This is a genomic window from Collinsella sp. TM05-37, from assembly GCF_003436455.1.
Taxonomy (GTDB): domain Bacteria; phylum Actinomycetota; class Coriobacteriia; order Coriobacteriales; family Coriobacteriaceae; genus Collinsella.
Genome location: NZ_QSPN01000006.1, coordinates 90,598 through 113,293 on the forward strand (window position 1 = coordinate 90,598; position 22,696 = coordinate 113,293).

Genomic DNA, 22,696 nt, shown 5'->3' on the forward strand with positions numbered 1-22,696 from the left:
TCTGCTTGGTGCGCCATAGGGGCCTCCTTGATCTGGCACGGTGTGCGTGCCGTTTGCTTGACGCCGCAAAGGATACCCGTTTTAAGCTTAAAAGTTAACCAAGACTAACAAAATTGTTGTATTTGAATGGGATGGTGAAAGGGGGCTGCCGAAATGTCTCGATCTGTAACAACGAGGGATGGAAATTGGGCCTAGGTGTTACAGATCGAGACAGGAAGAAATGGTCCTATGGAATGTCTCGATCTGTAACAGTTTGCCGCCAAAACCGGCCCTTTGTGTTACAGATCGAGACATTCGGAACTGTCTCTCGAAAACATCTCAATCTGTAACAGTTAGTCGTCGTAATTGGGCCTTCCTGTTACAGATTGAGATGTTTGAAGTGGTGAGCTAACAGGCCGAACTTGGGGCCTATGTTGTCGCCCTTGAGGTCGGCGGTGTCCGCTCGTAGGGCGTGCGTTACGCGATTGTTTCGAAACGGGTGGGAAACACAACGGGCCGGCGATGCTCCTAGTATGCCTATTCAACTGACTGTCTAAATATCTAGGGGAGGATCGCGATGCAGGCAGATTCCGCTCAGCAGCAGGGCCTTTATCGCCCCGAATTCGACCATGATGCATGTGGCATCGGCGCGCTTGCCGATATCAACGGTGAGCGCCATCACCAGATTCTGGACGATGCGCTGTCCATTCTGGTCAACTTGGAGCACCGCGGCGGCACGGGACTCGAGAAGAATACCGGCGATGGCGCTGGCATCCTGTTCCAGGTTCCGCATCACTTTTTCCGTAAAGAGGCTCAAAAGTGCGGTCAGATTCTGCCGGCAGAGGGCGACTATGGCGTGGCCATGCTGTTCTTCCCGCAGGACGACAAGGGCGTAGAGGATGCCCGCCGCGTGTTTGAGGAGGGCTGTGCCGAGGCCGGCGTGCCGCTGCTCTTTTGGCGCGAGGTGCCCGTCGACCCGCACGACCTGGGCGAGACGGCCCGCGCCTGCATGCCCACTATCCTGCAGGCCTTCCTGGGCCGTCCGGACGACACGCCCGCCGGCGATGCCTTTGAGCGTCGCCTGTACGTGTGCCGCCGCACCATCGAAAAGAAGGCCGATGCCGAGTTTGCCCTGCGAGACAAGATCTTCTACGTGTGCTCCATGAGCTCGCGCACCATCGTGTACAAGGGCATGCTGGTCGCCACACAGATGCGCCGCTTCTTCATCGACCTCAACGACGCCGCCGTCAAAACGGCCGTGGCGCTCGTCCACTCGCGCTACTCCACCAACACCACGCCCAGCTGGGAGCGTGCGCACCCCAACCGCTTTATCATCCATAACGGCGAGATCAACACCCTCAAGGGCAACGTCAACTGGATTCGCGCCCGCGAACCCAACCTGTACAGCCCCGTGCTGCAGCACGATCTTGAGCGCGTGATGCCCATCATCAACCGCGAGGGTTCCGACTCCGCGATTCTGGACAACGTGCTCGAATTCTTGGTCATGAACGGTCGCCCGCTCACGCGTGCCGCGTCCATGTTGCTGCCCGAGCCGTGGGACCACAACGATAGCCTGAGTGAGGAGCGCCGCGCCTACGACGCTTACCAGTCCATGCTCATGGAGCCCTGGGACGGCCCGGCGGCCATCGCCTTTACCGACGGCCGTACCCTGGGTGCCGCCCTCGACCGCAACGGCTTGCGCCCCGCCCGCTACTACGTGACGCGCGATGGCCGCTTTATGCTGGCAAGCGAGGTGGGCACCATCGAGGTGAGCCCCGAGAACATCCTGACGAGCGGCTGCCTGGGACCGGGCCAGATGCTCGAGGTCGATTTTGCCCGCGGCCGCGTGATCTACAACGACGAGCTGCGCGCCCGCTATGCCAAGGAGAAGCCCTACCGCGACTGGATTGCCGAGGAGACACTGACCGTCGACGCGCTCGATGAGCCCTCCGCGCCCGCCGAGGATGCCGAGGTGCCCGCCGCCGTGCGCATGGCCAAGCTCGGCTATCACTGGGATGATGTCGACGAGGTCGTGCGCCCTATGGCCCAGCAGGGCAAGGCCCCGCTCGCCTCGATGGGCATCGATGCGCCGCTGGCCTGCCTGTCCAAAAAGACGCGCTCGTTCTACGACTATTTCTATCAGCTGTTCGCTCAGGTCACAAACCCGCCGATCGACGCCCTGCGCGAGCACATGGTGACTTCGACCACGCTCTACCTGGGCAACCACGGTAACCTGCTCGAGGACTCCCGTACGGCCTGCCAGCTGGTTCGCTTGGAGCGACCGCTGCTGAGCAAGGAGGAGTTTGACCGCATTTGCGCCATCGACCGCGTGGGCTTTAAGACCCGCCGTTTTCGTGCCGTGTACCGCCGCAATGCCGGCGAGGGTGCGCTGCAGGCTGCGCTCAAGCAGCTTGCAGAGGACGTTGAGGCTGCGGTGCGCGATGGCGTGAACATCGTGGTGCTGAGCGATCGCGCCGCTGCGGGCGAGGTCCCCGTGCCGTCGCTGCTCGCCGTGGGTTGCGTGCACAACCATCTGATCCGTGCCGGCGTGCGCACCTTTGCCGATATCGTGGTGGAGTGCGGCGACGCCGTGTCCCCGCACGACTTTGCGGCGCTGGTGGGCTACTCCGCGAGCGGCATCTATCCGTATAACGCGCATGCGTGCATCCGCGATCTGGCGGCACACGGCGACCTGGACGTGACGGCCGAGCAGGGCATCGCCAACTACAACAAGGCTGCGACCGCCGGCATCGTCTCCATCATGTCCAAGATGGGCATCTCCACGGTACAGAGCTACCATTCGGCGCAGATCTTCGAGGCCGTGGGCTTTACGCCGGAGTTCGTCAACGCGTACTTCGCCGGCACGGTGAGCCGTGTGGGCGGTATGGGTGTCGAGGACGTTGAGCGCGAGCAAAACGAGCGCTACGACGCCGCGCTCGCTATCCTTAAGAGCCCGGCTCCCGATCAGCTGCCCACGCTGGGTCTGACCAAGTGGCGCCCGCTCGGCGGCGAGGATCACCTCATCGATCCGCAGACTGTCTACTTGCTGCAGACCGCCTGCCGTGAGGACAGCTACGACACCTTTAAGGAGTACAGCGCCCGCCTGCACCGCACCGGCCGTGCCGTGCGCCTGCGCGACTTGCTCGACTTTAATGCCAGCGGCCGCACGCCGGTTTCGCTCGACGAGGTGGAGCCCGCGCTCAACATCGTCCGCCGCTTTAACACCGGCGCCATGTCGTATGGCTCCATCAGCAAAGAGGCGCATGAGTGCATGGCCATCGCCATGAACCGCCTGCATGGACGCTCCAACTCGGGCGAGGGTGGTGAGGATCCGCGTCGCGAGACCCCGCTGGCCAACGGTGATTCCAAGAACTCCGCCATCAAGCAGGTAGCAAGTGCGCGCTTTGGCGTGACGAGTCGCTACCTGTGCAGTGCCTTCGAGATTCAGATCAAGATGGCCCAGGGCGCCAAACCCGGCGAGGGCGGACACCTCCCCGGCAAGAAGGTCTACCCCTGGATCGCCGAGGTCCGCCAGTCCACGCCCGGCATCGGCCTGATCTCGCCTCCGCCGCATCACGATATTTACTCTATCGAGGACCTGGCAGAGCTGATCTTCGATCTTAAGAACGCCAACCCCGGCGCACGCGTGTCGGTCAAGCTGGTCAGCGAGGCCGGCGTCGGCACCATCGCCACCGGCGTTGCCAAGGGCGCTGCCGACAAGATCTTGATCAGCGGCCACAATGGCGGCTCGGGTGCCGCTGAGCGCGACTCCATTTGGCATGCGGGACTGCCGCTGGAGCTTGGCCTCGCCGAGGCCCAGCAGACGCTGCTGCAAAACGGGCTGCGCTCACGCGTGGTGATCGAGGCCGACGGCAAGCTTATGGACGGCACCGATGTTGCCGTCGCCTGCTTGCTGGGCGCCGAGGAGTTTGGCTTTGCGACCATGCCGCTCATCTCCATGGGTTGCCTCATGCAGCGCGACTGCCAGCAGGACACCTGCCCGGCCGGCATCGCTACGCAAAACTGCCGCCTGCGTCGCGGCTTCCGCGGCAAGCCCGAGCACGTCGAGCACTTTATGCTCTTTGTTGCCGAGCAGCTGCGCGAGGTCATGGCGAGCCTGGGCTTCCGCACCGTCGACGAGATGGTCGGCCACCCCGAGTGCTTGCGCCAGATCGAGGTCCCGGGCAACCGCAAGGCCAACCTGCTCGATCTGTCGCCCGTGCTGGCAAGCGCGACCTGCGAGTTCGGTGCCCATATCCCGGGTGCCGACGGTCGCCACTTCCTGCCGCAGATGGCTGCCGACAGCGAGCTCGACAAGACGCTCGACTCCACGTTGTTCGTGCCCTATACGGCCGATGCCCGTGCGCACCTACGTCCGATTCGCTTCCATGCCGACATCGCCAACGTCAACCGTTGCGTGGGCACCATCCTGGGTAACGCGGTGACCAAGGCACATCCCGAGGGCCTGCCCGCCGGCTCCATCACCATCGATTGCGATGGATCGGCCGGTCAGAGCTTTGGCGCCTTCCTGCCGCGCGGCATTACGCTCAACGTGTGCGGCGACGCCAACGACTACTTTGGCAAGGGCCTTTCGGGCGGCGAGGTGTCGGTGCGCCCCAACCCGCATGCGACCTATAAGTTCGACGAAAACATCATCGTGGGCAACGTTGCGTTCTTTGGCGCCACGAGCGGCCGTGGCTTCATCAACGGCCTGGCCGGCCAGCGCTTTGGCGTACGCAACTCCGGTGCCACCGTGGTGGTCGAGGGTTGCGGCAACCACGGTTGCGAGTACATGACGGGTGGCCTGGCGCTCATCCTGGGCGAGGTCGGGCAGAACTTCGCTGCCGGCATGACGGGTGGCGTGGCTTATGTCTTTGACCAGTACGGCACGCTCGATGCCCGCGTGAACCACGAGAGCGTTGAGCTCAAGGCCCCGACTGCCGGCGAGCTGGCGCAGATTCGCGAGCTCATCCAGGAGCACGTGGACGCGACGCAGAGCCCGCGCGGCATCAAGCTGCTCTACAGCTTTGAGACGATGAGCAAGCACTTTGTGAAGGTCATTCCGACCGAGTACGAGCGTGTGCTGGCGATTGTCGCTGCGAGCGAGGCTGCCGGCAAGACACATGCGCAGGGCGAGGAGTTGGCGTTTGACATCGTGACCGGTCGCGCCGACGCTGCTGATGTTGCCCGCTTTGATGCTGCGGGCGGTGCTGCGGGTGCTGCGCCCGTGGCCGCTACCAGCTCTGTTGCTTCGACCAAGAAGGAGGCGTAAGTGCCATGGGTAAGCCCGGTGCTTTTCTTGATATCGATCGCGTGACCCACGAGCTGCGCCCTGTGGAGGAGCGCAGCCATGATTTTGATCCGCTGTACGTGGAGCTCGATGACGATGCACGTCGCGCCCAGGCGAGCCGCTGCATGATGTGCGGCGTGGCGTTTTGCCAGATGGGCGCGAGCTTTGGCAAGGCACGCCCGAGTGGCTGCCCGCTGCACAACCTGATTCCCGAGTGGAATGAGCTGGTGTACCGCGGCCGCTGGGACGAGGCTGCCGAGCGCCTGTCGCTCACATCGCCCATGCCCGAGTTTACGAGCCGTGTGTGCCCGGCGCTGTGCGAGGCCGCGTGCAACCTGGGTTCGGTCGACGGCCAGCCCACGACGATCCATGACAACGAGCGTGCAATCAGCGACCATGAGTGGGCAAATGGCGGTCCGCGTCGCTTTGAGCCGGCAGGGGAGGGCGCACCCGCGGTTGCTGTGGTGGGCTCCGGTCCTGCTGGTCTGGTGGCGGCATGGGAGCTTGCACGTCGTGGCGCCCGCGTGACGGTGTTTGAGCGCGACGACCGCCCGGGCGGTCTGCTCATGTACGGCATTCCCAACATGAAGCTCGAGAAGTCCGTGGTCGAGCGTCGCGTGGCGTTCATGCGTGAGCTGGGCATTGTGTTCGAGCTGGGTGCTGACGTGAGCGATCCCAAGGTTACCGCCAGGCTCGACGACTTTGACGCCGTCGTGGTGGCTGCTGGTGCCCGTGCCCCGCGCGGGCTTTCGGCTGCGAACATTGACGCTCCGGGCGTGGTGTACGCGGTGGACTACCTGACGGCTTCGACCGTCTCGGTGCTCGATGGTAGCGAGCCCGCGGTGAACGCGCGCGGCCTGGATGTCGTGGTCATTGGCGGTGGCGATACTGGAAACGACTGCGTGGGTACCGCCGTGCGTCAGGGCGCGCGCAGCGTGCGCCAGTTTGAGTTCTTGCCGGCTGCGCCCGATAAGCGCGCGGCGAGCAACCCCTGGCCGCAGTGGCCCAACGTGAAGAAGACCGACTACGGCCAGCAGGAGGCTATCGCTGCGATGGGTGGTGAGATGCGTGCCTGGGGCGTGGATACGCTCGAGGTGCTGCTGGACAAGAAGGGTGCGGCCGCGGGCCTGCGCGTGGTCGATCTGGACTGGTCGGCGGGAAAGCCCGAGCGCATCGCGGGCTCCGAGCACGAGGTGCCGGCGCAGCTGGTGCTCATCGCCTGCGGCTTTACGGGTCCCGAGCATGGCGTGTTCGATGCGGTGAGCGTGCCTGTTGCCACCGCCGGTCGTCCGCTGCCGGTGATGGCTGCTGAGGGCTCGCATCTCGCGGCTCGCGCGGAGGGTGTCGCCGCGGATGCCGCGCCGGTGTATGTGGCGGGTGATGCCCGCAACGGCAGCTCGCTCGTGGTGAACGCCATGGCCGACGCCCTGGCCTGCGCTGCCGAAGCCGCCGACGCGCTGGAGCTGTAAAGTAGTCACGGAGATATTCAACAATCGAATCGGCAAGGGCTGTCCCTAACTGCCGGCACAAAAGGAACGTCCCTAAGTGCCGACAGTTAGGGACGTTCCTTTTCTGTCGGCATTCGGGGACACTCCTTGCGGATTTGCGAGCAGTTTGCTCGTTTGTCGACGTACGGGCGTTCATTTGTCGACTTCTTGGGCTGTGGTCACCTGTTGTTTCTGTGGTGGCTGCGGGCATCTGGCTCAAAAGGGCGGGTTGGCCGTCGATGTTTACCTGCGGTTTTGTTGCGGCGCGCATTTTCGGTCAAGCTTTTCGTCAAGTGTTTGGTCAGCATCTGGTTTGCAGCCGGAGGCCTATTTTGCCCGCGCTGGTCGTGGCTGCCCACCCTCCTCGTAAGCTCAAATTGAGGTCCATCAGTTTGAGGAGGATGCCATGACTGACCACGCTTTTGACCGAGCAGAGCTGGCTGAAGCCGTCGGCAACGATATTGCCGACATGGCTCACTTTTGGATGCTGCGGAAGTTTCAATTCCTGGAGCCGGCGCGCGAACAGTTCGAGATCATTGTCGACCCGTGGCTCAGCTATTGCACCGAGCCTTCGCAAAACGAAATCATGGCCTACAACATGGCGTTTACCGATTGGCTGCTGTTTGAGCGCCCCTATCGCCATGGCAAAACGCTGCTCGAGCTATATGTTGACGAGCCGCCGGCATCGCTTTCGCCTGCCTCGCTCAAGCGGCTCGAGCAGGTACGCGACACGCAGTATTTCTCGCGCTTTGGCATTTTGGACAAGGATCCTGCGTCCGGCATGGTCGTGCTGAAGGACACGCGCACCGATCATCGCTTTGATGTCTACGATCCGCATATCGTGCAGAAGGAGCACTGGAGTGACGGCGCGATTGCGGTGCGCCTCGCCTGCGTCGATGATGTCTGGCTTACGGCGGGACAGCTCTACCTGTATGACATCGCGCGGCTGAGCGATACGGCGGTCGATGGGCCGGGTGCGGTGCATCCGGAGGACCTGCAGGACGGCTTTGACACCTCGTGCATCTGCTTCTTCTTGCGTCTGGTCCGCGACATCATGGGCGCCCAGGGGCGGTACGTAAAGTCGCTCAACATCTACGAGCAGGAGTGGGAGTAGGGGATGGGTAGTTGTCGCCTGCCTTGCCTTTTGCCTTTTTGTCTCGATCTGTAACGTTTGGGGGCAAAACACCGGTCTACCTGTTACAGATCGAGACGAATGCTTGGGCGCCGCTGGTTTGTCTAAATCTGTAACGTTTAGGGGCCTGGAGAACGTCTAACTGTTACAGATCGAGACGTTTGGCACCTGGCTGGGGGGGGGAATGTCTCAATCTGTAACATCTACAGTCCAAAAATCGTTCTTCTTGTTACAGATCAAGACGTTTGTCGGTGGAGGCAACGGTGACGATGGTCCATTTGTCCGATGTGGTGGTGATGGAAGTGTCTAATACCGTTTTCAAGCACAAGCATACGACTCGCAACACGTTGGCGCGGAATAGGATGCTCGCGCGACTCACGGAGGCGACCGAGCAAGGTGCGCTGCTCGCAACGCATGACAATGCCGAGCTCATGTGGCTGCGGCGTCATGTTGGAACCGACGATATCGCGGAACCCGAGCCGTATTTGTTCTGCTTTCAACATGATTGGGATGCGCTGACGCCGACGGAGCGAGCGCTGCGGGCCATCAAAGGGCTTGCGGAGTTTCATCCCGATTGGGCGTTTTGGGGCTATGACGCGGCACTTTTGTGGGGTCTGGAGGTGCCGAATGATCTGCTTGGGCCACGATATCTTGTTAAGACAGGTTGCTCGGTGCCGCTGAGTGCAGGATGTCGGCTGTTGCGTCCGCAGGCGGCGGGCGCACTTGAACAAGTCGACGGCGTGCAGGTGACGTCGTTTTGGCGCACGGTGGAGGATTGCCTACTGCGTGCACCGTTCTCCTACGGGTTGGCGATTGCCGATTCTGCACTGCGGGCGAAAGGCGTATCACGTGGGGATTTGTGCGAGCGCCTCCGCGCCGATTGCGAGGGCAGGCGAGGGTATCGCAGGGCACAGGTGATTGCGTCGTATGCGGACGGGCTGTCTGAAAACGGCGGCGAGTCTCGGTTCCGAGCATTCTTTATTGCGTACGGCTTTCCGGTTCCGGAGCTGCAGGTGGAGTTTTGCGACCCGCTCGATCCGAGCCAGGTGTTTCGTGTCGACTATTTTTGGCGGCTCGAGGACGGGACGTGTGTCATCGGCGAGCTCGACGGAAAGGGGAAGTACACCTTGCAGAGCGGCGAGGGTCGGGAGTCGGCTGACCCATTCGTGGCAGAGCGTCAGCGGGAATCTCATCTGACAATGCTCGGGCATAAGGTGCTTCGGTTTACGTTTGATGAGCTCAAGAATCCGGGGAAGCTGATCGAGAAAATGAGGCTGGCGGGTATTCCTCGGCAGGTTGAATTGGCTGAGGAGTGGAGATGCCAGTGGTATGGGCGCTGAGAGGTTTTGTCTCGATCTGTAACGTTTAGAGGCTGTTTGAGCTCGTAATTGTTACAGATCGAGACAAGCCGGTGAAACGTCGACCGAATGTCTCGATCTGTAACATCAAGGGGCCTAATAACCCTGTAGCTGTTACAGATCGAGATATTTCCCTGGTGTCGCTGGGGTGGGACTGCAACGTGTTCCGTCTCCCCACATCCCCTCTTCCTTCCGTTAACCGATGCGTCTGCAGCAATCCAGCGGGACTAGGTGATAATGGACAAATGTTCAAGTTAATCGTGAGGGAGGAGCTCGATATGGCATCTGCCGATCGTCCCACATTGTTTATCAATGCGACCGTTCTGGATGGTTCGGAGCATATGGAGCCGCAGCCCGATATGGCCGTGGTCGTCGAGCGTGGCATCATCACCTGGATGGGACCGAGCGCTGTGGCCCAAGCTCCAGCGGGGGCCGAGGTCATCGATCTGGCAGGGGCGTATCTCATGCCGGGCCTCATCAATATGCACGTGCATCTGTGCGGTTCGGGCATGCCGGTCTCGGCGGGTGATGCGGGCGCGCTGATGAAGAAGCTCGACAATCCCGTGGGCCGCGCCATCGTTCGCCACATCCTCAAAGGCAGCGCCCAGCAGCAGCTGGCAAGCGGCGTGACTACGGTGCGCGGTGCGGGTGACCCGCTGTTTGCCGACATCGCCGTGCGCGATGCTATCGATGCCGGCAAGTATCAGGGTCCGCGTCTGGTAGCGCCGGGAACGGGCGTTACAGTGCCGGGTGGCCACGGCGCGGGGCTGTTCGCGCAGGTCGCCAATACGCCCGACGAGGCGGCCGAACAGGTGCGCGACTTGTACGCGCGTGGTGCCGACGTCATCAAGTTGTTCGTGACGGGTGGCGTGTTCGACGCGACCGAAGTTGGCGAGCCGGGCGTGCTGCGCATGCCGATCGATGTTGCCGCGGCGGCGTGCAAGGCGGCGCACGAGGTGGGCCTGCCGGTTATGGCTCATGTCGAGAGCACCGAGGGCGTGAAGGCCGCGCTTGAGGCCGGGGTCGACACGATCGAGCACGGTGCCCCGATGACGCCCGAGATCCTGGAGCTGTACCGTGGCGCCGCGGGCACGCAGCTTGAGGATCGTGCGCCCAGCGTTACCTGCACGATCAGCCCGGCGCTGCCGTTTGTGTTGCTCGATCCGGAGAAGACCCATTCGACTGACACGCAAAAGAAGAACGGCGACATCGTGTGCTCGGGCATTATCGAGAGTGCTCGTGCGGCGCTGGAAGCTGGCGTTAAGGTGGGCCTTGGCACAGATTCGAGCTGCCCGTTCGTGACGCAGTACGACATGTGGCGTGAGGTGGCCTATTTTGCCAAGTATGTCGGCGTGAGCAACGCCTTCGTGCTGCATACGGCTACGCAGGTCAATGCCGAGCTCCTGGGGCTGGGCGGCGAGACCGGTACGATCGAGTGCGGCAAGGCCGCCGATATCCTGGTGACGCGCAAGAATCCGCTCGATGACCTGTGCGCTCTGCGTGAGCCGACGCATGTGATGTGTCGCGGTGATCTGGTACGCAAGCTCAAGGTGAAACGTATTCCCGAGGTGGACGCCGAGCTCGACACGATTATGGCCATGCCTGCAGAAGCGCTTGCCGAGGAGCTGGCCCGCGACGGCGTGGCGTAGGTGTGACAAAGGTGCAGCTCCGTTGCCGCATACAAAAAGCCGAGGCTCAACACGAGGCCTCGGCTTTTTTATCGAACAAATACTTAAGATTTGAGACAAACAAACCTGATTAATTTGTCCCGCGTGCGGGCGCTAGGAGCGGGTTTCCATCTTGGCGTGGCACTTGGGGCAGGTGACGCGGATCTTGCCTTTGCCCTTGGGGACGGAGAGCATCTGGCCGCAGTTGGGGCACTTGAGGTATGCCGTGGTCTTGCGGCCCTTCCACATCTTCTTGGCCGTGCGCTTGGCACGCTCAAAGTCTTCCTTGCTCGTTCCAGCCGCGCGCGAGGTGCCGGCCGCTGCAGTTCCACCGCCCAAGCTGGAGACGAACTTGCCCAAGCCGGGGACGTTCGCGGTCGCGGCGACAAAGGCCTCGTTCTCCTTGCGACGTGCGTCGATGTTTTTGGACAGGCCGCGCAGCACGCCAATCACGATGACGGCGATAGCGATCCAGCTGAGCCACTGGATTCGGGCTATCGATCCGATCATCGCGATGACAATGCCGGCAAAACCCATCACGATGGTGAGTTCATCGGCACCATTGCGACCCTTCATAAAGTCATTCATGCAAATTGCCTTTCGTTCGATATGCTGCACGCCTTTATACCCGATTTAGAGCAAGGGGGACAGGTTAATCTGCACCAAGGTGGTGCAAACGTACCTATCCCCGATACACCAAGATGGTGCAAACGTACCTATCCCCGATACACCAAGATGGTGCAAAGAAGTCTGTCCCCAATGCCCCAATTACTTGGAGAGCTTGTCGACGACGCGTTCGATCTCGGCGAGCTTGGCGGCCTTGAGGTCTTCGTCGCCCGATTCGATTGCCGAAGTCACGCAGCCCTCGATATGCGCCTTGAGCACGTCGGCGTTGATGCGCGCAATGAGCGCCTGCGTTGCCATAAGCTGCGTGGAAATATCGACGCAGTAGCGGTCCTCCTCGACCATCCGCAGGATGCCGTCGATCTGACCGCGTGCCGTCTTGAGCATGCGGGTCACCGATTTATGGTCTGCCATCATGGCGGGTCCTCGTTTCTGGTCGGGGTGCGCGTGGGTCGTTACGCGGCGGTTACGGACAGGGCGTGGAACTTCTCGCCGGCGCCCTCGACGGCGGCGGCGAGCTGCTCGGCGGTCACGGTGTCGGCGCACTCCACCTGGACGGTCTGGGTCTCGTGATCGGCGTCGGCGTCGGTCACGCCGGCCACGTTGAGCAGTGCCGTCTCGACAGTAGCGTCGCAGTGGCCGCACATGAGGCCGGAAGTCTTGATTGTGTAACGCATGGGTATTCCTCTCTGTTGTGTCGGCTTTCCCAGGCACCCGACCTTGACCTTCAAGCCGTCGCTCGCGTACCAAAGTACGCGTCGCTCCTCTTTCAGGTCAATCTCGGGCACCTGGAAAACCCGTTCTAAATGGACTTAAGGGTGAACCTATTTTGCCACTTTAGGCTTAAAGGTTCGTAGGCGCAGCGCATTGCTTACGACGCACACGCTCGACAGGCTCATGGCCGCGGCGCCGAACATCGGCGAGAGCTGCCAACCGGTGAGGGGGAAGAACACGCCTGCCGCCAGCGGAATGCCGATGCCGTTGTAGAACAGCGCCCAGAACAGGTCCTGCTTGATGTTGCGGATCGTGGCGCGCGAAAGCTCGATGGCGCGCGCAACATCCATGAGGTCGCTGCGCATGAGCACCACATCTGCCCCTTCTTTGGCGATGTCGGCGCCGGTGCCGATCGCAAGGCCCACGTCGGCGCGCGCCAGGGCGGGGGAGTCGTTGATGCCGTCGCCCACCATGGCGACCTTGCCGCCCGCATCCTGCAGTTCGCGCACGTGGCGTTCCTTGTCGGCGGGGAGGACGTCGGCGATGACCTGTTCGCTGGTGAGTCCCACGCGGCGGGCGATAGCCTCGGCCGTCACGCGGTTGTCGCCGGTGAGCATGCGCACGTCGACGCCGAGCTTGCGGAGCGCGGCGATAGCCCCGGCGCTCGTCTCTTTGACCTCGTCAGCCACGGCGATGGTGCCGACAAGCTCGCCGTTCTTGGCAAAGAACAGCGGTGTTTTGCCCTCGGCGGCAAATTGCTCGGTAAGACCCGCGGGCACGGTAACGCCCAACTCGTTCATCAGGCGTACGTTGCCGGCGGCGATGACATTCTGCCCCTCGCGCGCCGTTACGCCACGACCGGGCACGGCGGCAAAGTCCTCGACCATGCGCGCGACAATTCCGCGTGCCTCGCACTCGGCCATAATCGCCTCGGCCAGCGGGTGCTCGCTCGAGCGCTCCAACGCGGCGGCCAGCTTGAGCAGCGACTTTTCGCTCATGGCGGGCGAGCCGTCAGCGCGCGTGGCTACTACGATATCGGTCACGGCAGGCTTGCCGCGGGTGACCGTGCCCGTCTTGTCGAGCACCACGGTGCCCACACTGCGCAGATTCTCCAGCGCCTCGGCACTCTTGAACAGAATGCCCATCTCGGCGCCCTTGCCGGTACCCACCATAATGGCGACGGGCGTGGCCAGACCCAGTGCGCACGGGCAGCTGATCACCAGCACGGCCACGGCGGAGGTGAGCGCCTCGTTCATGCTGCCGGTCAGTGCCATCCACACTACAAAGGTCACGACCGAGATTACAAACACCACGGGCACGAACACGCCGGCGACCTTGTCGGCCATGCGGGCGATGGGCGCCTTGGTGGCGTTGGCGTCCTCGACGAGCTGGATAATCTTGGCGAGCGACGTGTCGGCACCCACACGCGTGGCGCGGAAGGTAAACGAGCCCGTGCGGTTGACCGTGGCGGCGTTAACGGTAGCACCGGCGGTCTTTTCCACGGGGATAGACTCGCCGGTGAGCGCACTCTCGTCCACGGCCGAGCTGCCCTCGAGCACCACGCCATCGACGGGGATGGACTCTCCGGGGCGTACGCGCAGAACCTGGCCGGGAAGGATGCTGTCGACGTCGACGGTGGTCTCGGTGCCGTCCTCTGCCACGACGGTCGCGCTCTTGGGCGCCAGGTCGATGAGCGCCTCGATGGCGCCGCCGGTCTTGGATTTGCTGCGTGTCTCGAGGTATTTGCCCACGGTGACGAGCGACAGGATCGTGCCCGCACTCTCAAAATACAGGTTGCCCATGCTCGTCATCATGGCCTCGTGGATTTGCCCGGCGGCCAGCTGGTCGGCCATGATAAACATGGCATAGAACGACCAGGCGACGGAAGCGGTGGCGCCCACGGCAATAAGGGCGTCCATGGTGGGCGCGCCGTGCGCGAGCGATTTAAACCCGTTGATAAAGTACGCGTCGTTGACATAGACGATGGGGATAAGCAGGACGAGCTCGGTGAGGGCGAGCGTCATGCTGTGGGTATGGTCGGTGAAAATGCCGGGCAGCGGCCAGCCAAGCATGTGCCCCATGCCTATGTAGAACAGTGGGATGAGGAATACGATCGAGACGATGAGACGAGTGCGCATGGCAGAGGCGGCGGCCTCCAGTTTTTTGGTGGGCGACTCCATATGGGCGGCGCCGGACCTGGCTTGCGTACTGCCGCTTTGGGCGGCGTCGGTGCCCGTGCTGACGGGTGAGGCCGAGTAGCCAGCGCGATCGACGGCGGTGCAGATGTCGTCGGGGGTGACCTGCGCGGGGTCGTAGTCCACCAGCATAGAGCCGGCGAGCAGATTGACCGCGACGCTCTCGACGCCGTCGAGCTTGCTCACGGCACGATCCACGTGCGCCTGGCAGGCGGCGCATGTCATGCCACCCACGTCGAACTTATCTTGAGCCATGGCTTCTCCTTTCTGTGGTTCGCTGTTGGAATTGTTAACCTGCTGATACTATACACCCATACCCCCTGGGGGTGTCCAGTAATGGTTGGAATGTATGACTTTTCATTACAGATGAGGGTGGCTGCTCAATCGGTGGCCGTCTCTGCCAAACGTCTCGATCTGTAACAACTAGACCCCGTTTTACCGAGTATTTGTTGCAGATCAAGACAAACAGTTGGCAGAAAACTCAATGTCTCAATCTGTAACATCTAGCAGCAAATATGACCTCTAACTGTTACAGATCGAGACAGACCGCCCGCGGCCAACTCAAATGTCTTGATCTGTAACATCAAGAGAGGTTTTTGACCCCATACTGTTACAGATTGAGATGTTGTCTCGCGGGGCTGGGGTTTGTCTCGTTCTGTAACATCTAGACCTGTATCTGCCGAGCTAATGTTACAGATCGAGACAATTGCCGGGGAGGGGTCCCGTCACGGCAAGACGCCCGCCGCCTAGATGCAGAATCCGGGAATCACGCAGGTCCGTTTATCGGGCTTGCTTGCAGACGTGGCGTAATTAAAGACATCGCCGTCGTCGCCCACGCGGTTCATATAGAGCGTGCCCTCGTTCTCCGACGTGTCGGGGCTCGCCGTACGCTCCCACCAACAGACATCCTTGCCCTTCCACTGGCGAATCATCATGCTGTTCGTGGTAAAGGGGCTCACCTTAAGCTCGCGGAACAGCTGGTATTCCTTGCCCTCGCCGTTGTAGATGCCGGATAGGTAATGGCAGTCCTCGCTAAAGTCCTTGGGCGCCTGTCCGCCGCAGAGCTCGACCATGGCGGGCAGCCAAAGGGTCGCGGGCAGCTCGCTCAGGCACGAAGTGCTTTTGGTGGCGCCGACGTTGTTCGAGATCTTCTTGACCGGACTGATAACCGATTGCAGTTCCTTGGGAAGCAGCTTAATGCCGTCCTCATCGAGCCATGTGCGCAGCTCGCAGTCTTCCCAGCCACCGTTGAGCGGGTGCTCTGAGGCATCGCGCTCGGCAATACCTGCGTCAAAGATAAATGACAGACCGGCCTTGCCGTTGGTATCCGCCAGGTCGTCGTGAAGAATGCCCACGAGTTGCGCCCCGACCTCCAGCCCGTTGGTGAGCGTAACGCGCTTGGTGCTCGGGTAGGGAATACGGCCGTCGTCGTCGAGCAGATGATAACGCTTGGCGATCTTGCGAGCTTCGGCGTTGCTCTTCGCCGCCTTAATCTTGAGCGAAATCTCTTGCAGCTGATCCCAGGTGTAGTCGTCAAGCGTACCGCGGATGCCGTCCAGGTAGTCGGGGATGCCGAAGCCATGGGTTGCGGCTCCGATAACGCCGAGCCCCGCAACGGCTGCGACAACGCCACCGATAATAAAGCGGCGGCGGGTCATGGCATCGTGCCGGGCCTGCTCCAGAATCTCTCGCGCTCGCTCGCCGGCGACGTCGACCTTAAGGTGCGTGCCGGAATCGATATCAATTGCAGCCTCGTCTCCTGTGCCTTCGCGGCCCTCGGATTCGGCGTCGGTGAGGTATGCCGAGAGCACCTCGAGCATCTGCTGCTCGGTAGGGCGATCGCCCTGTTCGACCGAGATGCCTTTCATGATGATCTGGACGAGCGCTTCATCGCCCTCGCAGCGCGGCTCGAGCGGTGCCGGATTGGTCTTGGTCTTTACGAGATAGAACGAGCCGGTTGCAGCGGCGTCCGTCGACTCAAAGTCAAACGGTTTGCGACCGCTGTAGAGCTGGTACAGAATGCTCGAAAGCGCATAGACGTCGATTGCCGGCGAACGGCGAAGGGCCGCGATTCCTTCGATATCCTGCGTGAGCATCTCGGGCGCGGCGTATGCGGGCGTGGCAAAGCGCCAGATGTCGGCGCGCCGGGTGATTGTGGCGTCGCCGAGAGCCATGGTCGCGGAGCCCATGTCGATGAGGCAGGGGTCAAAGGAGCAATCGGCAATCTGCTGCTCGAGCGTTCGGCTGGTGGTGCGGAACATGATATTGGCAGGCGACAGGTCGCGATGGATGACCGGATTCACGAGGTCTTGGGTCATCAAGAGCGCACGAAGCACGGCGTTTCCAACGGCGGCCACCATCTGGGTGGTTAGCCCGCCCAAGGCGTCGTGCGGAAGCAGGGGCAGCGCCTGTTTGAGTGAGGTGCCCTCGACCCACTCCATGAGGATGAGCGGGTCGTTCTCGCACGATCCGTAGCCATAGACGCGCGGAAATCCGCGCAGGTGCGAGACGGTACACAGATGACGGTACTCCTCGAACAGCGCGGCGGTGTTGGCCAGGTGCGCGGCCGATTGCTCGGCGGAGCGGTCGGGGGCAGCGGGGGAAAGGATGGCGTTGTCCTTGAGTAGCTTGACGGCAAAGACCTCGCCGCTCGTGTTGGTCGCGCGCAGCACGTGCCCGATGTTGCCGTTGTCGCGGTGGGCCGTCTGGAGAATAAGCGTCATAAACCGACGCTTGGCGTCGTCCTTGGCGCTGGGGTCGACCGCCACGGCGGTGTCGAACGTGTCAAGACGAATGAGTTTGTCGCCATAGGCGCTATCGGTAGTATCCATGGCGTTCCTTTGTCTGGCATGGGTTGCCGCGCGTATACGTGGGCAGTGCGGATATCGGTAAAATACCATGATAACCGCACTGTCCACGTATGCCGCTGAGTATTGTCGTTTACGACGCAGAAGGTAGAAGACGAAAGACGGACGGCGACCGTCTTTCGATCACCGCCCGCGCTAATCCACAATGACAAGGAATGTCGTGTAGAGACCCAGATGGAGCCTGTCGCTGTTTTCGATTTCAACCGGGGGATAGATCTTGCCGGGCTCGCGTTGGTCGCGCGGCGGCTCAATCACAATATAGCCGTCGCCCGCGCCCGATTCGAGCACTGTGCCGTTGGTCGATCCAAGGCCCTGGGCGTACCAGTGCTCACCCTCAAGCCAAATGCGAAGATGCTCGCGCGATGCGTCGGCGCCCACATCGGTGATGCTGGGCGAGGTTTTGGGCAAAGAACCAATCACGGTGCCGCGCGGATCGCGTGTGAGGGGATGGATTTGCATGTCGACGCAGTTGTCGGCATGTGTCCTGAGCAGACCGAGGTTGGGGGCGACGGTGCGCGGTTGATCCAAGCTGCTCAAAAAACCACGGCCGACGGTGGTCTCGGTGGTGCCAAAATGCCCGCCAGTCTTGCTATTGCAAAAGCGCTCGACGGTGGCCACGCCTTGGATGGGGTCAGCGAGCGCCCCCGTTGCCACAAAGAGCATAAGGTAAAGCGTACTCTTCTCGCGCACGGCATTGCCGTCAAAGTTGTCGATGTGATTGAGGGCATTTGCATATAGGCGGCTGTCCAGCTTGTAGCTGGCGAGAGCCGACATCATTTCGTTGGCGGCCGGGCCGCGATAGTGCTCGGCGATTGCCTGATAGGCGGACTCGCCGCCGCCGAGCTTGCTGCAGATTGCCGCGGAAAGATTGAGCGTGGTGACGGCAAAGTCGCTGTAGATGGCGGGCGCGCACTGGTCAGGCTCGCGATGGACGATGTAACGGGTGAGATACGAGCGGTTGGAAGAGCATTTCTCGAGCAGGGTACTGCCGAGATAAGAGTTTCCATTGATGAGCATTCGGGCGATCTCGAGATGTTTAAGACCGCCGAACGAGCGAATATCGTTATAGAGGACCGAGCAAGGCGTCTCTGCTGCCACGGATACCTCCTTTGATTGCTTCCTAGCCAATAAGGCGATAGGAATTAATGGCCCCCGGTGGGCGACGTATTAAATGGCTGCGCAATATATAGCGTAACCAAAGCAACATTATAGGCCACATGTTCGAAATTGCAGGAAGACTGAGAGATTTGGTTTGGACTGGACGGAAATCCCCCTCTGTCTTGTTCTGTAACATTTAGGGCCGGTTTTGCTTCGCAGCCGTTACAGATTGAGACAATCAGCCGGGCCCGCCGCGTCCGCCTCGTCATCTGTGGTTTACGTGGGGGCATGCGAAGCACGGGTATACTAACCCGCGGCGAATCTGCTCCATCGCTTAGTGCTGCTGCGTCTGGACGGCGCGTGATAGGGCTGCCAAAGCGATCGCCAGCGTGCTGAGCAACGTCCTCTCTGTGCGCACCCGTTTTTGTATGTATTAGCGCACTACCAAGCACGCCCGCGCGGCCGCATGCCGTGCCCATTGCGCGTGCAGATAAGGAACAACAACATATGCGTAATTCTGTATCCGACGTCACCGACGCCGAGATTCTGGACGAGACCCGCGAGGCCATGACCCAGGCTGCCTTCGATGCTGCCGATGAGGCCAATGCCGCCCAAGCCGTCGAGTCCGCTACCGAGAGCCTGCCCGCCTTTGACGAGCTGGGGCTTTCGGACGAGATGCTCCGTGCTATCGAGAATCTGGGCTACACGGCGCCCACGCCCGTTCAGGCCGGCTCCATCCCCGTGGTGCTCGAGGGTCGCGACCTGCTTGCCGCCGCCCAGACCGGCACCGGCAAGACGGCCGCCTTCTTGCTGCCGACCATGAACAACCTGGAGCACATTGCTCCGCCCAAACCCGTGCGTGAGCGCGGCGGCCGCAACCGCCGTCGCGGTGCCAAGAAGCCCGAGGGCAACGGCCGTGGCCCCGTGATGCTCGTCATCACCCCTACGCGCGAGCTTGCCCAGCAGATCGACGAGGTCGCGAGCAAAATCGCCGACGTCACCGGCCATGTTGCCGTGACCGTCGTGGGCGGCGTGAGCTACAAGCCCCAGACCGCTGCCCTCAAGTACGGTTGCGACATCCTGGTCGCCACGCCGGGCCGTCTGGTCGATCTGATCGAGCAGGGTGCCTGCCACCTGGACGAGGTCAAGGTGCTGGTGCTCGACGAGGCCGATCGCATGCTCGACATGGGCTTTTTGCCCGCCGTCCGCCGCATTGTGCGCGAGACGCCGGCCGAGCGCCAGACGCTGCTGTTCTCGGCGACGCTCGACGAGGAGGCCGTGGGCGAGATCACCGACCTGGTGAGCGACCCGGCCCGCGTGGAGATCGCGCCGGCCACGTCGACCGCCGACACCGTCGATCAGTTTGTGTTCCCGGTGTCCATCGAGGCAAAGAACAACCTGCTGCCTGAGTTCCTCAAAAAGGAGGGCCCGGAGCGCACCATCGTCTTTATGCGCACCAAGCACCGCGCCGACAGCTGCTGCCGTCGCCTTGAGCGCAAGGGTATCAAGGCCGCCGCGATTCACGGCAACCGCAGCCAGGCCCAGCGCGAGCGCGCGCTTTCTGCCTTCCGCGACGGCACCGTCGACGTGCTGGTGGCAACCGATGTTCTCGCCCGCGGCATCGACATTAGCGACGTGCGCTACGTCGTGAACTTCGACGTGCCGGCCGAGCCGACCGACTATATCCACCGCATTGGCCGTACGGGCCGCGCCGGCGAGCTGGGCTGGGCCATTACGTTTGTGACCGAGCAGGACGTCGACGAGTTCTACGAGATTGAGAAGCTCATGGACAAGACGGCCGATATTTACGAAGCGGGCGACCTGCACGTGGGTCCCAACCCGCCCGCCGTTGACCCCGAGCGCGATCCTGCCGCCTTTAAGGTGAAGAAGAAGACCAAGCGCGGCAAGTCCAAGAGCAAGAAGAAACTCGAGCAAGCGCGTCGCGACGGCAAGCGCAACGGCGACGATTACGGCGACGTGGCTGGTCGTTCCAACCGCGGTCGCGACGAGCGCCGCGGCGACGGCGAGCGTCCGAGCCGTCCCAAGCGCGGCGGCAAGACCCGCGTGCGCGAGGGCGTTCAGGCTCGCGTGGACGAGGCTGTGGAGAGCGTGGCCCGCGAGGTGGCTGCCGAGGAGCGCGGCGGTGCTGCCGCCGTCGAGCAGGCCCCGCGCGGTAACCGTGCCGAGCGTCGTGCCAAGCAGTTCCAGGGCGAGGCGCATCGCCGTCGCCGCGAGGACGAGGACCGCGGTGGCCGTCGTCGTGTCGAGCGCGAGGACGAGGGCCGTGGCTCGCGTGGCGGCAAGCGCGGCTCGGGCGACCGTCGTCGTTCCGGTCGCGATGACGAGCGCGGTGGCCGTGATAAGCGTCGCGGCGGCGAGGGTCGCGGTGAGCGAGGTGCCCGTGGCGGTGAGTCCCGTGGCGGCAAGTGCTTTGAAGAGCGCGGTAGCCGCGGCGGCGAGCGTCGCGAGGGTGCTCGCGGCAATGGCGGCCGCAGCGGCGCTGGCCGTTCTAACGAGTCGCGCGATCGTCGTGATCCGCGTGCCAGCCGCGATCGTCGCGATGACTGGCGCAACTACGACGATACCCGCGAGGAGCGTCGTGGCGGCTATCGTGGCGGGCGTGGCGGCAACCAGGCCGGCTCCCGCGGCGGCCGCGCCGGCGGTCGCGATAACCGTGGCAGCTATGGCAACAGCCGTGGCGGCAAGCGCGGCGGCAGCTCCCGTCGTCCCGGTGACGGCGGCGGCAAGCGCAAATAGCATACGCATCGCCCACTAGAGCGAGGTGAACCAAGGGCCCTGAGCAACTACGCTCGGGGCCCTTTTTGTTTGCCGTATCCGATCGCTAGTTCAAATGTGATTTCCTCGGGAATGCATCTAGAGGATGCCGTGGGCCTGTTTCCTGCCATGCGGCAATGGGTCCCATGGGGTGCGCCGTGCATTTTTTGGAGTATTCAGCAGCTCTAGCTGGCTGCATACGATTCGGTATTGCCAACGGTGGCCTTCAGATACTCCCTATGAGCGTTTTGAGTTAGATTTCGCCGTTTTTCGAAGCAAAGGTACGTCATTCTCGCTATGTCGGAACCCTAAATGACGCAGCGCCCTACAGTTTTGCCCGCCCGCGGCGGTGCTGGCGCGGTCACGTTGCAGAATACTCCGTTTTTTTGCACGGGCCAGGATGGGGTACCTTGGGAGAACACGGCAGCATCCCGTAAATATATACAATCTGTACCGTAATTTATACAAAACGAAGAGGCAGGCAGCGTAGGGTTGGTGCATTGGGGTGCTTGGTGCGCCAAAATGGGGACCCCACGTGCCGTATACTCTGGCTGGATGTGAAAACGGCTTGACGCGTTGCTGAGCGTAGGGGGAGGGTGTCTAGATGAGCGTATTTGAAATTGTGTTTAGTCCGACGGGTGGAACGGAGAAGGTGTCTTGCCTTGTGGCTGGAGCGCTGGACAAGAATACCGTTACCGTCGATCTGACCGATAGCGGGTTGGATTTCCACGAGGTCTCGATGACGAAGGACGACGTGGCTGTTATCTCCGTGCCAGCGTATGCCGGCAGAGTCCCTGCCGTGGTGGTCGACCGACTGAACATGGTTCACGGCAACGGAGCGCGGGCCGTTCTGGTGTGCGTCTACGGAAACCGCGCGTTTGAGGACACGCTCGTAGAGCTGGAGGACGTTGCGAAGCATGCGGGATTCCGGGTAATCGCGGCAGTTGCAGCCATTGCAGAACATTCCATTGCGCGACAGTTTGCTGCTGGGCGACCGGATGCGCAGGATGCGGCGCAGCTCGCAGAGTTTGCGCAGCAAATTCAGCAAAAGCTGTTGGCTGAGGATACATCCGAGCCCTCTATTCCCGGCAATCGTCCTTACAAACAAGCCAGAGGTCACCGCATGGCACCTGAGGCAACAGAGGATTGCGTTTCCTGCGGTGCATGCGCCGCGGCGTGCCCCGTTTGTGCTATCGACAAGGGTGACCCCAAACGAGCAGCTGGCGAGGCGTGCATCTCCTGCATGCGCTGCATTGCCGTATGCCCGCGAGGCGCTCGTAAGCTTGATCCCAACAAGCTATCCGCTGTTTCCCAGATGCTGAGCAAGGTTTGCGTCGTGCGGAAGGAATGCGAGCTCTTTGTCTAGCGCATACGAAATTGGTGCAATGGGGCCAGGTTAATCTGCACCAACCTGGTGCAAACAAACCTGTCCCCAATGCACCAGAGTGAGGAGTGTCCCCGAGTGCCGGCAGAGACGATATGAGCAGGACATAAAAACATTGAGAGCCCC

At 61.9% G+C, this 22,696-nt stretch carries 13 protein-coding genes; 7 read left to right on the forward strand and 6 right to left on the reverse strand.

Annotated elements, in window-relative coordinates; translation table 11 throughout:
* Positions 1–556: 556 nt before the first annotated feature.
* The 5 genes from gltB (at position 557) to DXD48_RS04860 (ending at position 10,895) form a co-directional block, all read left to right on the forward strand.
* Positions 557–5,251: a glutamate synthase large subunit gene (gltB, locus tag DXD48_RS04840; RefSeq protein WP_117564216.1), complete on the forward strand. Its 4,695-nt coding sequence runs from the start codon at positions 557–559 to the stop codon at positions 5,249–5,251.
* A gap of 5 nt (positions 5,252–5,256) precedes the next feature.
* Positions 5,257–6,738, forward strand: a complete 1,482-nt coding sequence (locus tag DXD48_RS04845) for a glutamate synthase subunit beta (RefSeq protein WP_117564217.1) — start codon at positions 5,257–5,259, stop codon at positions 6,736–6,738.
* A 424-nt stretch (positions 6,739–7,162) separates the two neighbouring features.
* Positions 7,163–7,870, forward strand: a complete 708-nt coding sequence (locus DXD48_RS04850) for a hypothetical protein (RefSeq protein ID WP_117564218.1) — start codon at positions 7,163–7,165, stop codon at positions 7,868–7,870.
* 269 nt (positions 7,871–8,139) lie between these two features.
* Positions 8,140–9,228 (forward strand): hypothetical protein, encoded by a 1,089-nt coding sequence (locus DXD48_RS04855; RefSeq protein WP_147324142.1) that lies wholly within the window; start codon positions 8,140–8,142, stop codon positions 9,226–9,228.
* 296 nt (positions 9,229–9,524) lie between these two features.
* On the forward strand, positions 9,525–10,895 hold the full coding sequence (locus DXD48_RS04860; RefSeq protein ID WP_233502372.1) for an amidohydrolase family protein: 1,371 nt from the start codon (positions 9,525–9,527) through the stop codon (positions 10,893–10,895).
* Between the two features lie 132 nt (positions 10,896–11,027).
* Here DXD48_RS04860 and DXD48_RS04865 read toward each other — a convergent pair whose 3' ends face one another.
* From DXD48_RS04865 to DXD48_RS04890, 6 genes are all read right to left on the reverse strand, one after another.
* On the reverse strand, positions 11,028–11,501 hold the full coding sequence (locus tag DXD48_RS04865; protein WP_117564221.1) for a hypothetical protein: 474 nt from the start codon (positions 11,499–11,501) through the stop codon (positions 11,028–11,030).
* A 180-nt stretch (positions 11,502–11,681) separates the two neighbouring features.
* Positions 11,682–11,954 (reverse strand): metal-sensing transcriptional repressor, encoded by a 273-nt coding sequence (locus DXD48_RS04870; protein WP_006235337.1) that lies wholly within the window; start codon positions 11,952–11,954, stop codon positions 11,682–11,684.
* Positions 11,955–11,992: 38 nt separating this feature from the next.
* Positions 11,993–12,214, reverse strand: a complete 222-nt coding sequence (locus tag DXD48_RS04875) for a heavy-metal-associated domain-containing protein (protein WP_006235338.1) — start codon at positions 12,212–12,214, stop codon at positions 11,993–11,995.
* Positions 12,215–12,361: 147 nt separating this feature from the next.
* A complete protein-coding gene (locus tag DXD48_RS04880) occupies positions 12,362–14,701 on the reverse strand; it encodes a cation-translocating P-type ATPase (RefSeq protein WP_117564222.1) in 2,340 nt (779 codons plus the stop codon).
* A 491-nt stretch (positions 14,702–15,192) separates the two neighbouring features.
* Positions 15,193–17,277 (reverse strand): DUF6273 domain-containing protein, encoded by a 2,085-nt coding sequence (locus tag DXD48_RS04885; RefSeq protein WP_158548931.1) that lies wholly within the window; start codon positions 17,275–17,277, stop codon positions 15,193–15,195.
* Positions 17,278–17,448: 171 nt separating this feature from the next.
* Positions 17,449–18,411 carry an FHA domain-containing protein gene (locus DXD48_RS04890; RefSeq protein WP_117564224.1) on the reverse strand — a complete coding sequence of 321 codons (963 nt, stop codon included), beginning with the start codon at positions 18,409–18,411 and terminating at the stop codon, positions 17,449–17,451.
* 507 nt (positions 18,412–18,918) lie between these two features.
* Between DXD48_RS04890 and DXD48_RS04895 the strand changes: the two genes are divergently transcribed.
* Complete coding sequence (locus DXD48_RS04895) at positions 18,919–21,168, forward strand: DEAD/DEAH box helicase (RefSeq protein WP_117564225.1); 2,250 nt, start codon at positions 18,919–18,921, stop codon at positions 21,166–21,168.
* A 682-nt stretch (positions 21,169–21,850) separates the two neighbouring features.
* The gene (locus DXD48_RS04900; protein ID WP_233502373.1) at positions 21,851–22,552 is read left to right on the forward strand and encodes a 4Fe-4S dicluster domain-containing protein; all 702 of its coding nucleotides are present in this window, start codon (positions 21,851–21,853) and stop codon (positions 22,550–22,552) included.
* Positions 22,553–22,696 lie beyond the last annotated feature (144 nt).